Below are 14,820 nucleotides of genomic sequence, written 5' to 3'. Positions count from 1 at the left end.
CCGAAAACACCATCTGCACAAGCTCGTTGACATCCATCACATGAAGATCAACGACCCTCGCAACTCTCCGTCACCACCGAATGTGAGACAGAGCCGTTCGTTGGACAGACCCGGACGAGCGGCGATCAGCTCGTGGGTCGCCGCCTTGGTGCGCATGCCGTGTTCTCGTATAGCTACGGTCATGGTGTGTAGCTATCTGTGATGCTCAGGGTGCCATCGGCAGGCTTGCCCGCAACCGCCATCGCATCATTCGCCACTTGTCGCCCGTGCCCGTGGGGCAGTTCCGATCGAGCGCTGTCGGACATGCCCGTTAGGGTCCTGCGATGGTGCCGAGCGGTGTTGGAGGAAGCATGGCAAGACGGATGCGTGAAGAGGCGTTCCGAGTTGAGCAGGAACAGGGGCGTTATGACCTCCATGTCCGTCCGGTCAACGAGATGGTCGACGCCTTGCGCGAGCAGGACGGGCGTGGCTGGATGCCACATGTCGCACCCTGGCATGGGGGAGTGGAGGCTCGCGTCTTGTCCATTCTTCGGGACCCAGGCCCCAAGACGCAGGAAGGTGGCGGCTCGGGATTCCTGTGTGTGGAAAATGATGACCCGACGGCGGAGCTCCAGGCCCAGATCTTCGAGGAGGCCGGGATAGTGCCGCGTGACGTCACTCCCTGGAACGCCTATCCCTGGTACATCAACCGCTCACCGAACGCGGCCGAGCTCCAAGCTGGTGCCGAGGTCCTGCGACAGCTGCTGGGACTGCTATCGAAGGCAGAGGTCGTGCTCCTCCAGGGCAACGAAGCCCAAGACGTGTGGCGCCGTCTGCTCAAGACACATCCCGAAGCCGTCCGCGATAGAACCCTGGAAGTGGTCAGCACCTACCACCCTGGTCGGCAGGCTCTCTTCGTGCGAGACCTGGAGGAACGCGCCCGCCGCGCACAGCACCGTATCGACTCCTACCAGAGAGTCGGTGACGTGCTCCGCAGCACAGACGGGCAGTTGTAGAGGTGTCTTGATTCTTGTACGGCCTCGAGAAACATCGAACGGGTGCGGGCACAGTCCCCTGCCACGGCAGTACCGGCCACGCTCAGACCGCGACAACAGACACGCCGACGTGGGGCGGGAGTGCGGGCCGCCCTCTACTTTGAGGGTTGCTTTTTGTCTCTAGACGCATGGTCTCGTCGCGGGCCGGGAGGGGGGAGGCCGTGCGACGGCGACGGGTGCGGAGCGAGCTGAGTTCGAAGCCCAGTCTTCCTAGCGCGATGAGCGTGCCGTGCCCAAAGACGAGCATCAGCCATGTCCTAGGTCGGGTGATCGACAGCGTCACAAAGAGGTGTGAGACGGCGATGGTGACGCCCGCCTGTCGCCGCCGGAGATACAGGAGCGGTGGTATCGCCCAGAGCACGGAGGCCAGCACTATCAAGGGAGCGACGAACGGCAGACCTGACATGACAGACCTCAAGATCGGTAGCGAGTGCCAGCAACCCTCACACCGGCGGGTCCGTGGCACCAGCCCGGCGGGATATCGCGCGAATCACGATGCGGCTTCGGTCACCCCTAAGCAGGCTCGTCACACGGGCTCGCGCCCACTGGCTTCGAAACGGACGCCGTCCCTGTCGTCGTTGCCGGGCCGTACCACCTGGAGCAGGGAGGTCCAAACACGAAACCGCCCCAGCCGCTGACGGCACCCACCCACTGGCTACCGTGTCTGGGATGACTGGGATGAGCAAGAGAGAAGCCGCAAACACGGACGACCGAGGACTGTCCCCATGGGCGTTCGCGGCACTCATGCTGGGCGCCTTCGCCATCGTGGCGGCGTTTGCGCTGCTGGGTGGCTGGCCCGGACTCATCGGCATCGTCATCACCGCTGTCGCTCTCATCGGCTTCGTGGCCGCTCGTCTGTAGCCACCGCCAGCCCTGAAGTCTGATTTCGCCTACTGGCGACGTCTGGGCGCTTGTCATAAATGACCATCCGTGAGAGTTCTGCGTGAGACCCGGTAGTGATCACGTTTCCGCAGGTCGTCTCGCCCACTGTGGTGGCCATGGGCGGCCAGCCCCGGAAGGGCTCGAAGGCGAGGGGTCTACGAACTTTGCTCGCGAATCATCAGTCGGAGACTGGTGCGGACGGCGGACAGATCTGTCTCCAGTTCTGCACACCCCGCCTGGGTGTCCGGTTCGGGAGCAGCGGCTCGATCCGTGCCCACTGCGCGTCAGTCAACGGCACATCCGGACCAATGACTGGGCCGGGGACTGGCGGCGTCCTGGAAATAGGACACCGTGTCCTTGTCGGTTCAGCCCGAAGGCTGAACCGCGGACCTGCAGCCCGCCGAGTTCTGAATCGCTGACCCAGGAAGCGCGGGCTGTCTTGGAGGTTGGCGTGTTGTACTCCCGCCTGATGCGGCGGGGAGGCGGTGGAGCACGCTGGATGGTGGGAGCCGGGGCACTGACAACGATTCCCATGCCTCCTTGGTGCTGATCACCTTTGTCATCGGCGGGTCGATCATGGCTGCGATTTTTTGTTGGCTCTGAGCGCTCAGTGACTGCCCGCGAGTTCGCCGCTGAGCGTCTCGTGGATGCGGGCGCTGTGCTCGTTCAAGCCAGTGATCTCGACGGTCTTGCCGCGCTGCATGTACTTGTTCTTGATTGCGTCCAGGGCGGCGACGGAGGAGGCGTCCCAGATGTGCGCGGACGAGAGGTCGATGACGACCCTGTCGGGATCGCCGGCGTAGTCGAACTGCCCGACGAGGTCATTGGAAGAGGCGAAGAACAGCTCGCCGGTGACTCGGTAGACGACGGAAGTCCCGTCGGGGTCGATGACCGCAGTGACTTCGGCGAGGTGGGCGACGCGCTTGGCGAAGATGACCATCGCGGTGACGGAGCCGACGACCACACCGATGGCAAGTTGGAGGTGGCGACGACGACCGCGACGGTGATCGCCATGACGGTGATCTCTCCGGCGGGCATCCGCCGAAGCGTCTTCGGGGCGATGGAATGCCAGTCGAAGGTCGCGAACGAGACCATGACCATCACGGCGACCAGGGCGGCCATGGGGATGTCGGCGACGACCGGGCCGAAGGCGATGCACAGCACCATCAGGAAGGAACCTGCCAGAAAGGTGGACAGGCGGGTGCGGGCGCCGGACACCTTCACGTTGATCATCGTCTGGCCGATCATGGCGCATCCGCCCATGCCGCCGAAGAAGCCGGTGACGATGTTGGCGATGCCCTGACCGATGGACTCGCGGGTCTTGTTGGAGTGGGTGTCGGTGATGTCGTCGACAAGCTTTGCGGTCATCAGGGATTCCATCAGGCCCACCAGCGCCATCGCGAACGCGTAGGGGGCAACGGTGACCAGGGTGTCCATGGCGAACGGCACGTCGGGTAGCCCTGGGATGGGCAGAGAGGACGGCAGGGCGCCCTTGTCGCCGACGGCCGGCACCGCGATGCCGGCCGCGACCGTGACGACGGTCAGGACCACGATCGAGACGAGCGGGGCTGGGATCATCGTGGTGATCTTCGGGAAGAACACCATCATCGTCAGCCCGGCGCCGATCAGCGGGTAGACGGCCCACGGGACGTCGGTCATCTCCGGGACCTGGGCCATGAAGATCAGGATGGCGAGCGCGTTGACGAAGCCGACCATCACGCTGCGCGGGACGAATCGCATCAATTTCGCCACACCGAGCCCGCCCAGGACGATCTGGAAGACGCCGGCCAGGATGACCGCGGCGACCAGGTATCCGAAGCCGTGCTCCCGGTTGAGGGGCCCGATGACGAGGGCGACCGCGCCGGTGGCTGCGGAGATCATCGCGCGACGGCCACCGACGATCGAGATCGTGACCGCCATGGTGAAGGAGGCGAACAGCCCGATCGCGGGGTCGACACCGGCGATGATGGAGAAGGAGATCGCCTCGGGAATCAGGGCGAGCGCCACGACCAGGCCGGCCAGGACCTCGGTGCGCCAGACCTTCGGATCGTTCAGCCAGTCGGGCTTCATGGTGCGCAGCAGCGCGGCAGGGGACACGGCGGAAATGGACAAGAGGGCAAGGACCTGTCGTGCTTGGGCACGCTCCTCGGCTCGAGTCCGGGCGTGCTGGGAAAGCGGAGCCGGGTCGGCGCACCGCGGTCGGCCCCGCGCGGCGGAACCGGAGGTCGATGAGGGGTGGACGCGGTCGGCTGCGTGGCGGCGCGGCCGGCCTCTCACGTCCGGGGGCGAAGTATCACGGCGGGCAGGTGGCGTCACCGGGCGTGATGGGCTCGGGCACGCTCTCTCCTGCGAGAATTGAAACGTCGCCGGGGGCGTCATCGGCCCCGGCGCGGCTGCGGCGAGGGAGCGGAAGATCACCCTCGCATCGGCAACTCTACCCTAACGTTAGGGTAGAGATCGGCGGGCCGGCCCGGGACGTGGCCCCGCCCTGACGGAAAGGCCAGGACGCAGGGACGTGGGCGACAAGCACATGCAGATCGGTGAGGTCGCCGCGCGGACCGAACTGTCGTTGCGCACCATCCGGTACTACGAGGAGACCGGCTTGGTGGTGCCGTCCGCCCGCTCACAGGGGGGCTTCCGCCTGTACACCGAGGCCGATGTCGCCCGGCTCATGGTGATCCGACGGATGAAGCCGCTCGGGTTTGCCCTGGAACAGATGCGGGATCTGCTCGAAGCTACCGATCGCCTGGACGCCGACTCCGGCCTCGGTGCGGAAGAGCGCGAAGTTCTCCTGGAGCGTGTCCGTGCATTCGAGAGGGAGGCAGCAGAGCAAGTGGAGAAGCTGCGGGTCCAGCTGTCACGGGCCGAAGACTTCGCCGAGACCTTGCGCGCCCGATTGCGCCAGGCGGCACCTGCACGTTCGACCATCCACTATTGACTTTTCCCGCTGTCGGCGCCAGTCCCAGCTCAGATGCCGATTCTCTGGCTGGAGTGCTGTGATCATTAGCGCGGTTCCTTGCGGCGCCGAGCGTCCCGGGTGCTCAGTGAGTCGGTGGACAAGTGGGGTCGGGCCCGGAGCATGGTCATTTCGGATCAACGCTGGTCGCGAGAATCCGTGCCCACATTGCCCCGGGTCCCGGTATGGCGACGTGGGGGCGATCCGGTCGCGCGATCCGAGCGGAGTTCGGTCGACGCGGGGCCTGTGGTGAAGTGGCTCCCGCAACTGCCGAAGTCATAGCCAGCCTCCTTTGCTCGCCCGGTCAACCTGTGCGCTTGCTGGTCGCACCTGCGGGCCGCCCAACCTCGGCCTCGTCGTTTCGGCGAGGTCGAGGGCCGGACTCCGTGCAGGGCGTGTCACAGATCGGTGTCCCGTCCGGTCAAAGACTCAAAAGGTGCAAATGGTAGTGAATCGATGGTCGTGAGGGCCCATCTGCCCCGGTGAGGCACATGTCGTGCTTCTGCACCTCGATCAACCTGTCTATGCCTATGAGGACACGGACTCGATGACTAGGAACCAGAAGACGATGTTCGGCACTGCCGTGAGCACGGCCGAGGGCGTCGACTCGGCGAGCGCGATGTTCGACGAGCACGGCACGGCCGTTGGATGGACTAAGGCGGCTGAGCAGCTGCTCGGATACGCCGCCGGGGAAGTGGTTGGGCGATCTGCCGCCATGTTGCTGCCGTCCCCCAGAGAAGCCTCGGTAATAGCGGAGTTCGTCGACCACTGTCGTGCAAGAAGCGGCTGGTCGGGCGCTGCGGCCTTGCTCCACCGAGACGGCCGGCTACTCAACGTGAGCCTGCGGATCTCGAAGCTGTGGGGACAGGGCGGAGCGGTTCGATGGCTGGTGTCCGTAACCGAGGTCGGCAAGCTCTCCTGGGCGGCGGCCAAGGGATCGGTACGGGAATCACTGATCAGCCGCGCGCCGATCGGCGTCGTCGTTCGTGACACGCAGCTGCGCTGCACCTGGGTGAACGACACGATGGAGAGGCTGGACGGTATCCCCCGCCATCGGCGGCTCGGCCGTCGGTTTACAGGGGCGCTGCCCGATTCCGAGGCAGCCGGCCGCGAGGCGGTGATGCGACAGGTCATGCGCAGCGGCGCGGCCGGCATCCACGAATACCAGACCCGGCTGCCGACGAGTCCTGCCGGTGAGCACACGGTCACCGCTTTGTACTCGTGCCTCGAAGGTGCCGACGGCCGCGTTATGGGGGTGTGCGCAGTGAGCGTCGGTGCCACCGAGAGCCGGCGGGCGCGCGAGCGACTCGCCATCCTGAGCGAGCGCAGCACCCGTCTGGGCTCGACACAGGACGCGATGCACACCAGTCAGGAGTTGGCCGACCTCGCCGTACCTCTCTTCGCCGACTTCGTCGCCATCGACCTGGAACAGTCGGTTCCGTTCCGTGCGGGGTCGGCGGACGCCACCGTACCGAGGGGGCATGACCTCCCCGTATTCCGCCGTGCCGGGCTCGCCTCCATCCGCGAGGGGGTGCCCGAGTCCCCGTGGGCGCGCGGTGAGGTGATTCCCGTGCCTGCCTCCTCCCCGCTCGCCCACGCGCTGCGCACCAAGAGGCCCTACGTGGAGCCGGTCCTGGACGCCGTGCCCGGCAGATGGACCGACCACGACCCGACCCGGGCGCAGAAGATCCGTGAGAACAACATGCACTCGGTCATGGTCGTGCCTATCTGTGTGCAGAGTGACGTGCTGGGCATGGCGTTGTTCGTCCGTACAGAGGATCCAGCGCCGTTCCAGGAGATCGATCTGCTCCTCGCCGAAGAGCTCGTGAGCCGCGCGGCGCTGTCGCTGGACACCGCCCGGCGGCACGCTCGTGAGCGCGGCGCGGCTCTCGAGCTCCAGCGCGGTCTGCTCCCTCAGGCTGGTGTGCGGGGCGGCGCGGCGGTCGAGGTGGCCTCGCGCTACCTGCCCGCGGACATCGGCCTCGGTGTCGGCGGCGACTGGTTCGACGTGATCGAGCTGTCCGGGGCTCGTGTGGCCCTCGTCGTGGGTGATGTGGTCGGTCACGGCATCAACGCTGCCGTGACCATGGGCCGGCTCCGCACCGCGGTACACACGCTGGCCGACATGGAGCTGCCCCCTGATGCGCTGCTGGCACACTTGGACGACACGGTGCAGCGACTGGCCGAGGAGTACGCCCAACCCCCCTCGCTGATGGGTGCGACCTGCCTTTACGCGGTCTACGACCCCTCCACCGGCCGGTGCACCATGGCACGGGCCGGGCACCCTCCACCCGCGATGATCGACCCGCACGGCCAGGTGACCTTCCCCGACCTTCCCTCCGGAGTCCCCCTCGGCTTTGGTGCGGACGCCCCGTTCGAGGCCGTGGAGCTTGAAGTCCCAGAGGGAAGTCTTCTCGCCCTGTACACCGACGGCCTGATCGAGACTCGCGACCACGACATCGACGTGGGAATGAGCCGTCTGGGCACCGCCCTGGCACAGCCGGGACGCTCCCTTGAAGACCTCTGCGCCCGCGCGATGGACATCGTTCCGCCCGCACCCTCGGACGACGTCACGCTGCTCCTCGTCCGCACCCGATCACTCAGTCCGGCCAAGGTCGCCTCCTGGACGCTGCCCGGCGACCAGACCGCCGCCCGCAGCGCCCGGCACCTGGCAGCGCTCCAGCTTGCCGACTGGGGTCTGGGAGACCTTGAGGATCCGACGAAACTGATCGTCAGCGAACTGGTTGCGAACGCCGCACGCCACGGCAGCGGCCCGATCGGTCTGCGCTTGATCCAGCACAAGGTCCTGACCTGCGAAGTATCAGACGCCGGCGTCAGCTGCCCTCGCCTGCGGCGCTCGAACTCCGGCGACGAGAGCGGCCGCGGCTTGTTTCTCGTCGCCCAGATGTCCCGCAGATGGGGATCCCGCTCGACACCGAGCGGCAAGGTCGTCTGGGCCGAAGAGGACCTGACTTCAGCAGGCCTCGCAGGGCGCCATGCGGGAACGGCGTGAGCCAGATCTCACCGATGGGGACCCCGTCATGCCGTGACCGTCCATCAGGTCCTGAACATCAGCACGAAGGCAGGACGGGGATCGCGCACCGCCCCGCGACGCGATGCCCGAGACTCACAGCCTCAAGCGCGGCACGCAGCAGAAATACCGAGACATGACCGATTGGCAGAAACCGTGAGAAGCGCAGGGAAGGAACGGGAGATCGACTACGAAGGCATCTTCGACGCTTCACCCAGCGCGATGCTGGTGCTCACGCCCGATCTCGTCATCCTGGACGCGAACGCTTCCTATCAGAACCTGGTCGGCCGCGCTCGGCACCAGATGATCGGCCGGTACGTGTTCGACGCCTTCCCGCAGGACCCCGACAGCTTGGACGACCTGCAGGCCTCGCTTCGCCGTGTGCTGGAAACCGGTATCCAAGACGTCGAGGGGCCGATCCGTCACGACGTAGAGGAATCGGATCGGCCGGGCGTGTTCGCCGAGCGCTACTGGAGCCCGATCAACGCCCCCGTCCTGGACTCCGAGGGGCACATCGCGCTGGTCGTGCACCGCCTGGAGGAAATCACCGACCTCGTCCGTGAGGGCAGTCCCGACTCCGGGCGGCGGCGGCAGATGGAGTACGAACTCTACGCACGGTCCCGCGAGCTCCAGCAGGTCAACGAACGGCTGCGACAGGCCAACGCCCGCGAGCGGCAGGTGGCCCTCGCGCTTCAGGACGCGATGCTGCCCGCACCGCAGCGACTCGCCCACCACAAGTCCGCGGTCCGCTACCGCCCGGCCCTGGACGCCCTGAACGTCTGCGGTGACTGGTACGAGGTGACTCAGCTCGCCGGTGGGGAATACGCCATCGCGGTCGGCGACGTCGTCGGGCACGGCCTGACGGCAGCGGGCGTCATGGGCCAGCTGCGCAGCGCCCTGAGCGCCGCCATACGTGTGGTGAAGGACCCGGCAGTCGCACTCGACGGCCTCGACATGTACGCGCGTTCCGTCGAAGGCGCCCTGTCCACCACCGCTGTCCAGACCGTCGTCGACTGGAAACAACGCCGCATCACCTACAGCAGCGCCGGCCACCCGCCCCCGGCCCTGGTCCACCCGGACGGCACAGTGCAGTTCCTGGACCAGGCGACGGACCCCACGCTGGGAGCCGGCCTCGAAGACTCGCGCCGACCACAGGCCACCACCGGCTACGCCGCGGGCTCAGCACTCGTCCTCTACACCGACGGGCTCATCGAGCGCCGCGGAGAGGACATCGACCAGGGGCTCCAGCGCCTGGCCGAGGTCCTCACACGCCACCACCAGGACGACCCCGAGGACCTGGCGGACGCCCTCATCAACCTCAGCAACGCCACCGATGACACAGCAGTGGTCGTCATCCGCCTCTGACCTCTGCATCACCTGGGTGCGCCCTGCACCGCTTCGATCGTCGTCTTGCAGCCGTTCGACGCCTGAGGGGCGGAGCGACCCGACCGTTTCCAGTTCTTCGAACCTCGAATGAAAGGCTTCACCGTGTCGAATCATCTGGCAGTCGACTTCACCGGCCGAGTCGTGATCGTGACCGGTGCGGGATCGGGTATCGGCCGTTCGGTCGCGATGTCGTTCGCCGACGCGGGGGCGGCCGTCCTTGGTGCCGGTCGCAATGAGCAAGCCCTCGCCGAGTTGGCCGACGCCCATGAGTCCATTGAGACGATCTGCTGCGACGTCACGGAAGAGGAGGCCCCACAGGCGATCGTCCGGGCCGCCGTGGACCGATTCGGGAGGCTGGACGTCCTGGTCAACAATGCCGGGGTCTTCATGTCGATGCCGTTGCGTGAAGTGACGTACGACGTCGTCAAACAGATCCTCGATACGAATGTCACCGCCCCCAGTCTGCTGGCCGGCGCCGCGCTGCCGTACCTGCAGAAGTCACGAGGGTCGATCGTCAACATCGCCAGTACCTTCGGACACCGTCCTCTCGCACTGGCCAGCCACTACGGCGCCTCGAAAGCGGCCATCGAGCACCTGACCCGGAGCTGGGCACTGGAGCTGGCACCGGACGGGATCCGGGTGAACGCGGTCGCTCCGGGGCCCGTCGAGACCAGCGCTCTGGCAGCCTCCGGCCTCTCCCCGGCCGAGGTCCAGCAGATCAAGGATGCCGAAGCCGCTCGTATCCCGCTGGGGCGCCGAGGGCGGCCGGAGGAACTTGCCGTCTGGGTCGTCCGACTCGCCGATCCGGCTGTGGAATGGGTCACCGGTCAAGTCCTCACCGTCGACGGAGGCCTGGAGAACACCTGACGCCTCTGTACGCACGGGCGCCGTGCGGGGGCGGCGCGGCGGATGTACGCCCATGGTGACGCGAACCCAGGGGCGACCCCGAACTGCGGATAGACCCCTACGCTGCCCAGAGCGTGGCCCGCTCGAAGGATCAGCCAAGGAGCAGGCCGATCCCGATCAGCAAAGCTGTGCCCGCCAGCACGGTGGCCAGGAAGACGGTGCGCTTGCCTGCGCCGCCGAGGCGTAGAACGAGAGCCAATGGGCCGACTGGTGGGATCCTGCTGTTCACGGTGGCCTCCTTGAGCCATGGACGGGTCCGGACGGATGGACTTCAGGGGTTCAGGGGGTTTCCCGACGAAGCGCGTCCCGTAGCCGGAGGAGTTCGCGACGGCGGCGCTGGGCCCGGGCGAGGAGGAGTGCCGCTGCGGCGACGAGGACGGCATCGGTTACAGCGGTGGCCAGTGTTCCGACCGCGGTGGCCCGTGCCGCGGCCAGGGCCGTCCCTGCCGTGCCGGTCACCACGGCGACCAGGAGCGCGAGCCGGGCTCCCAGCACGCGGTCCTGGGCAAACAGCGGTCGGCGTCTGCTCAGCACCCAGGTGGCGAAGGCGGCCCAGGCCAGCCCGATGGCGATCAGTCCGGCGAAGGCGGCCTGGGTGCGCGCGCGAAGCGGATGCGCCTCGGTGGCCCACAGCACCGCGACCAGTGCCGCTGAAGATGCTCCCGCCAGTCCCACGGCCACGTGGCGCATCCGGGAGCCCAGCGAGGCCTCCGCGGCGAGCGCGCGCTCGAGTTCCCTGGGCACATCCCGCCGAGTTGCAGGGTCCTGCTCGCTCATCCCTCGTATCCCCTCTCGGCGAGGACGCTCCGCAACATGCGGCGCGCGCGGTGCAGTCTGCTCTTGACGGTGCCCGGTGGTACGCCGAGCACCTCCGCACAGGCAGCCAGGGGCAGGTCCTGCAGATGGAAGAGGATCACCACTTCGCGCTCCAGGGGTGGCAGCCCGTTGAGGCCGGCTTCCACCTGCATCGTGGTCAGCACGCCGCTGAGAGGGTCGTCGTCGCCGACGGCCACGGCGCCGGCCTCCTCCACCGGCGTTTCCACGTCCCGGTACGCCTGCCGGAGGTGGTCGGTGACAGCGCGCCGGGCGATGGTGAACAGCCACGGGGCGAACCGCTCGGGCTGCCGCAGCCGTGGCAGCCCGCGCAGCACGGCGACCCACGCCTCCTGCGTGAGATCGTCCGCGAGGTGCGGCGAGCCGACCATGCCCCTCACGTACCGCCACAACGTGGCGTGCCAGACGCGCACCAGCTCGTGGAACGCCTCCCGCTCCCCGAGCTGGCAGCGCACCACCAGCAGCTCGTCGCGTCGCCCGTCCCCGCTCACCGCACCTCCGCTGCCCGGCGCCACCCAGCACCAAGACAGTCGGCGTTGGAGGCACAGAGGTTCACCGGGCCCGAGCAATCCATCAGGAGCCAGCTGAGTGGGCCAGGGGTGCTCATCGCTCGGGCGATCCGCCTGCGGGGCTGGGGCTGCTTCCGCCACGCAGCGGCCGTGCGGTCTTCAAGCGTCGCCAACCCAACTGATCCCAGCGGTCGGCTCGGGCACATCGACTTACCAAGAACGCCTCGTGCACCTGCTCATGGGCGCCAGGCACGCGACACCGCGGCTTTCACTTCCTCCCAGCGTGTCGCTTGTTCGCTGGTGAGGGTGCCGCGGATTTCGGCGAGTTTGAGGAGGTTGGCCTCGGCGGCGCTGGTGAGGGTCTGGGCTTCGGCGCGGTAGTGGTCGTCGACGAGGGCGTCGAGTTCGGCGTCGTTCATAGCGGGGGAGATGCGCTCGGCCAGCTTGTTCATGTTCCGGTAGGAGCCCTGGAGCAGGAAGGGCGGTTCGGTGCGGGAGACGTCGGACTGTGCTGCGGAGGCGATGTAAGCGCTATTCACTGCCAGGACGGTGCGCTGGGCTCGGAGGAGCAGGCGCAGCACGGCGAGGATGCGGTCGAGTTCCGCCGGAGGGAATGCGCGCGTCAGACGATCGCCTCGGGTGGATTCGTCGCCGCGGGCCATGCCCAGGAGGATTTCGAGGTCAGTGGGGTCGGTCGCGGCCAGCGGCGCCAGGACGGGGTTGGAGGTGAGGGAGTTCTCGGTGAAGCTGAGGGCGAAGAGATCGTCCCGGCCGGTCAGGACGTCGCCGAGGTTCCAGACGTCGGCGCGGTTGGCGAGCATGTCGGGGACGCGGAAGCGGGAGCCCGACTCGGTGTAGGGGTTGCCGGACATCACGATGGCGAAGCGTTTGCCGCGCAGGTCGTAAGGGCCGAGGCGACGCTGGGCGTCGGTCAGCGGGATGAACCGTTGCAGCAGTTCCGGTGAGGTGTGCTGGATGTCGTCGAGGTAGAGCAGCACGTTGTTCGCGGCCGCGAGGGCGAAGTGGATCTTGCGGATCTCCGGGTGGTCGTCGTCCAGTGAGGTGACCGAGGAGCCCAACGCGGGGCCACTGACGGTGACGAGGAGCATGCCGAGGCGCTCGGCGACGTATTCGACGAGGGTGGTCTTGCCGTAGCCCGGGGGCGAGATCAACAGCAGCAGGCCGGAGCTGTCGGTGTGCCGAGGGCCACCGACGGCGCCGATCTGTTTGGCGAGGTTGTCGCCGATGAGGGGGAGATACACCTCGTCGAGGAGCCGGTTGCGTACGAAGGTGGTCAGCGGCACCGGCCGGTGGTTGTCCAAGCGCAGGCGTGTGCGTTCGCGCGTCAGCAGGTCGGCGCGCAGACGCTGGTAGGCACGGAAGCCGGGTACGCGCTCGGTGCGGTGGGCGGTGGTGCGGGCGAGGAATTCGTCCAGTCGTAGGTGGAGGGTGCCGTGCAGGACCCGGGGGTGCCGGCCGAGCAGGCCGTCGACGGTCGTGCTGAGCGCGGCGGCGCAGTCATGGTGGGGCAGGTGGCCGCACAGCAGCAGGGCAACGGCTTCGGCCAGGTCCCCTGGGGTGGACTGGGCGCCGCCGGCGGCGAGGAAGGAGCCGAGCCAGGCCTGGGCGAGTTGGTGGCGCGCGGGGAGTGCGGCGAAGTCGTCGGGCAGGGCGGCCAGGCCGGCTTCCGGTCCCTGTCCGTCCGCGGCGGTGCGGAATTTCTCGATGAGGGTGCGGGCGGTCGCGCCGGAGACGAAGGAGATCTTGCCCTCGGCCGCTGCGGCGAGCTCCTCGAAGAGGTATTCGCCTGCGAGTCCCGTACCGCTCGGGTCGAGTCCGGCAGCGTCGACGAAGGTGGCGATCGACCGGGCCAGCTCCCGTTGCAGGGTGTCCACGGCCGGAGCGAGACCGAACGTGGCGCGGGCCTGTGCCAGGGAGGCGGCACGGGCCGACCAGGTGTCCCGGGAGGTGTTGTCGGTGCCGTACGCCCAGAACAGCTGTGCGGCGGCACGGGCCGAGGCCGGGTAGCGCAGGAGCCCGGCCTGCGCCCGCAGCCGCAGCAGGGCGGCGAGGATCGCGGCGCCGTCGTGGTCGTGGATGCCGCGCTCGTAGCCCTCGTCGTACCGGGATTCGGTGGCCTCGCGTACGAGGCCGAGCAGGCGCCCCTCCGTATCGGCTTCGTACAGCGTCTCCAGCGGCTCGGTTTCGGCCAGGAGGCGGGCGGCCAGGTGTTCGGCGCGGTAGACCTCGGGTGTCTCGGATGCCAGGTGCTGGTCCCAGTACGCGCGCGTGGCCTCGAACTCCGGGTCGTGGACGGGGGACCTGTAGTCCGTTCCCGTCAGGGCGAAGGCCATCGCACCTTCGTAGGGAACGAGGGTGAGTTCGGTGCCCTGGGTGGTGACGGCGAAACGATGCCGGCCCAGTCGTACGGTCGGGCCGCCTTCTCCGTCGTCGTACAGGTCGGCGCGGTCGCGCAGCGCCCGGGCTGCCTGCTGGCGTGCGGCCTTGACGCGGCCCGTGAGTTCCTCGGCGCGGACCGGGTCGCCGAGGTCACGCAGTTCGTCGGCGACGCGGCGGATCTTGCCGACCATCGGGTCCGAGGCGAAATAGGTGTTGATCTCGTCGAGGGAGGCCAGGGACGTCAGGCGGCGGGCGACGCTGTGCAGGATCCGTCCGGACGAGTCGGCGAGGCGGTCGGCGCGGCGGGCCCGCTCGTCGAGCAGGGCTTGCCTTCGGGCGGAGAAGGCCTCGTGGATCTCGGTCCGCTGGTTGTCCAGCGCCTCTGTGAAGTCCTCGTACTCCCCGAAGCGTGATTCCAGGTTCTCGATCCGCAGAAGCAGCTTGCCGAGCTGCTCCTCGCAGGTTTCGGGGGTGGTCGCGGCGCCCAGGGCGGCGATCACGGCCTGGGTGAGCAGAGCAGCCTCGGCGGCGAACTCCGCGCGACCCTCCTGGCCGAGCAGTTCCCTGCGCCGCGCGTCGAGGGTGGCACGGACCCGGTTGACTTCGGCGAGGACGGCACCGATCCGATCCAGGATCGACGTGCGGATGACCGGGTCGGCGACGTCGAGTCCGGTCACCACCTCGGTGACGGCCTCCAGGCCCTCGGTCTGTTCGGCCAGCCGTTCGGCCAGTGGCGCTGCTTCGGCAGTGGTGGCGGGGGGGGGGGGCGGGGGCCCCCCGCCCCGCACGCGCTTGGCCGGGGGGGGGGTGGGGGCCGGCGGGCGCCCCCGGCGCCCGGCGGCGGGTGCGGGCCCGCAGGTCGGGGGCCCGCAAACGTCACTG

9 protein-coding genes and 2 pseudogenes are annotated in these 14,820 nt (G+C 68.0%); 6 read left to right on the top strand and 5 right to left on the bottom strand.

Annotated features, from left to right (window positions below; all coding sequences use genetic code 11):
- Window positions 1-350 precede the first annotated feature (350 nt).
- Together ACFW3D_RS30060 and ACFW3D_RS30055 are read left to right on the top strand one after the other, a co-directional pair.
- Window positions 351-995, top strand: a complete 645-nt coding sequence (locus ACFW3D_RS30060) for a uracil-DNA glycosylase (RefSeq protein ID WP_500509250.1) — start codon at window positions 351-353, stop codon at window positions 993-995.
- A 717-nt stretch (window positions 996-1,712) separates the two neighbouring features.
- A complete protein-coding gene (locus ACFW3D_RS30055; protein ID WP_500509247.1) occupies window positions 1,713-1,895 on the top strand; it encodes a hypothetical protein in 183 nt (60 codons plus the stop codon).
- 628 nt (window positions 1,896-2,523) lie between these two features.
- On the opposite strand, the pseudogene ACFW3D_RS30050 reads toward ACFW3D_RS30055, so the two are convergent.
- Window positions 2,524-3,986, bottom strand: a pseudogene (locus tag ACFW3D_RS30050) (SulP family inorganic anion transporter).
- 460 nt (window positions 3,987-4,446) lie between these two features.
- On the opposite strand from ACFW3D_RS30050, the gene ACFW3D_RS30045 reads away from it, so the two are divergent.
- The 4 genes from ACFW3D_RS30045 (at window position 4,447) to ACFW3D_RS30030 (ending at window position 10,156) form a co-directional block, all read left to right on the top strand.
- Entirely contained in the window at window positions 4,447-4,854 is a 408-nt protein-coding gene (locus ACFW3D_RS30045; RefSeq protein ID WP_500509266.1) for a MerR family transcriptional regulator, read from the top strand.
- Window positions 4,855-5,368: 514 nt separating this feature from the next.
- Window positions 5,369-7,885, top strand: coding sequence for a SpoIIE family protein phosphatase (locus tag ACFW3D_RS30040; protein ID WP_500509244.1), 2,517 nt, complete (start codon window positions 5,369-5,371; stop codon window positions 7,883-7,885).
- 174 nt (window positions 7,886-8,059) lie between these two features.
- Window positions 8,060-9,268 (top strand): PP2C family protein-serine/threonine phosphatase, encoded by a 1,209-nt coding sequence (locus ACFW3D_RS30035; protein WP_500509241.1) that lies wholly within the window; start codon window positions 8,060-8,062, stop codon window positions 9,266-9,268.
- Window positions 9,269-9,376: 108 nt separating this feature from the next.
- Window positions 9,377-10,156 (top strand): SDR family NAD(P)-dependent oxidoreductase, encoded by a 780-nt coding sequence (locus ACFW3D_RS30030; RefSeq protein ID WP_500509239.1) that lies wholly within the window; start codon window positions 9,377-9,379, stop codon window positions 10,154-10,156.
- A gap of 130 nt (window positions 10,157-10,286) precedes the next feature.
- On the opposite strand, the gene ACFW3D_RS30025 is transcribed toward ACFW3D_RS30030, so the two are convergent.
- The 4 genes and pseudogenes from ACFW3D_RS30025 to ACFW3D_RS30010 all read right to left on the bottom strand — a co-directional run.
- Window positions 10,287-10,424: a hypothetical protein gene (locus ACFW3D_RS30025; RefSeq protein ID WP_500509236.1), complete on the bottom strand. Its 138-nt coding sequence runs from the start codon at window positions 10,422-10,424 to the stop codon at window positions 10,287-10,289.
- A gap of 50 nt (window positions 10,425-10,474) precedes the next feature.
- The gene (locus tag ACFW3D_RS30020; RefSeq protein ID WP_500509233.1) at window positions 10,475-10,972 is read right to left on the bottom strand and encodes a transmembrane transport protein; all 498 of its coding nucleotides are present in this window, start codon (window positions 10,970-10,972) and stop codon (window positions 10,475-10,477) included.
- On the bottom strand, window positions 10,969-11,520 hold the full coding sequence (locus ACFW3D_RS30015; RefSeq protein WP_500509230.1) for an RNA polymerase sigma factor: 552 nt from the start codon (window positions 11,518-11,520) through the stop codon (window positions 10,969-10,971). The genes ACFW3D_RS30020 and ACFW3D_RS30015 overlap by 4 nt, the downstream gene beginning before the upstream one ends.
- A gap of 254 nt (window positions 11,521-11,774) precedes the next feature.
- Window positions 11,775-14,702 (bottom strand): annotated as a pseudogene (locus tag ACFW3D_RS30010) (DUF7902 domain-containing protein); the annotation flags it as partial.
- Between the last annotated feature and the right edge of the window lie 118 nt (window positions 14,703-14,820).

It is taken from the genome of Streptomyces sp. NPDC058864, assembly GCF_042742985.1.
In the GTDB taxonomy this organism is placed as follows: Bacteria; Actinomycetota; Actinomycetes; order Streptomycetales; family Streptomycetaceae; genus Actinacidiphila.
This window is presented reverse-complemented; position numbering and strand designations above follow the sequence as displayed.